Raw genomic sequence first — 1,191 nt, 5'->3', positions numbered from 1 at the left:
GTCACTCCCGCGAAGGCGCTGAGGGATCCCCAAAAAAATAGGCAGGCATGGTAGATTTTCTCTTTATTAATCGCCAAAAAAACAAAGAGTATCCGCCATGCCTGCCGTCCGCACAGTTTGCCATAATTTCTTCCGCCCCACCCTCTCTTCTTTCCATCAGGCCCGTACCAACACCCTGCTGTCCTGTGCCGAAGGGTTGATTGCTGGTAATACGCTTTCCTTGACGCGAATTGGTCGCCATCTTCCGGGAAAGGCCAAAGTGAAACACAAGATAAAGCGGGTCGACCGGTTTATCGGTAATAAAAAACTGCACGATGAGCATACCGCCATCAGCGCCGCGCTCGCTCGCCGCATCACGGCATGCCTGCCCAGCTGTGTCATTGCCATTGACTGGAGTGGCTGCTGCAGTCAGGACTTCCATGTATTACGCGCCAGTCTGGTGTATGACGGCCGAGGTCTGCCGCTGTTGAACCGGGTCGTGCCTTCTGAACGGCAGGAGCATACCGATGAGCATCAGCAGTTTCTGCTCGACCTTCAGAGCTTGCTAGGTACAGCGCGGCGCGTGGTGATTGTAACGGATGCCGGCTTCAAAACACCGTGGTTACGGCAGGTACGCGCATTGGGTTGGGAGTTTGTGGGGCGGGTTCGCGGACGTATCTACGGCAAGCTGGATAGCGAACAGGAATGGTACCCGGCAACGGGTCTGACACAACATGCCAGCGCTACGCCCGAGGCGCTGGGGCCCGGCCAGCTGGGCAAGTCAGTGAAGCGGCGTTGTTCGGTTTATTTCCATCAATATCATGGGCCAGCCAAGGGTCGACATAAAAAACGAGGCAAAAAGCAGCCGCTGTATCCGCAGGCGGAGGCACGTTACCGTGCGCTGGCCAAGGAGCCCTGGTTGTTGGTGACTTCGGATGAACATTTGAGCGCCAAAGAAGTCGTGTCCATCTACCAGACGCGCATGCAAATTGAGCAAAACTTCCGTGATGACAAGAGTCAACGCTACGGTTTTGGCTGGAGCAACAGCAAAACGCTCGGGGAAAAACGGATTGCGGTGTTGTGCCTGATTGCGCAGGTCGCCACGCTGATGCTGTGGCTGGTGGGATTCGAAGCGGAGCACCAAGGATGGCACCGGCGCTACCAAGCCAATACGGCGCAACGCCGGGTGCTGTCCTTTTTGACCTTGGGCAA

1 protein-coding gene is annotated in these 1,191 nt (G+C 56.2%); it reads left to right on the top strand.

Annotated features, from left to right (window positions below):
* Positions 1-97: 97 nt before the first annotated feature.
* On the top strand, positions 98-1,191 hold a 1,094-nt coding region (locus DA373_RS15975; RefSeq protein ID WP_157953740.1), incomplete at its 3' end, for an IS4 family transposase.

This window comes from Oceanimonas marisflavi (assembly GCF_003049725.1).
Classification (GTDB): domain Bacteria; phylum Pseudomonadota; class Gammaproteobacteria; order Enterobacterales; family Aeromonadaceae; genus Oceanimonas; species Oceanimonas marisflavi.
This window is presented reverse-complemented; position numbering and strand designations above follow the sequence as displayed.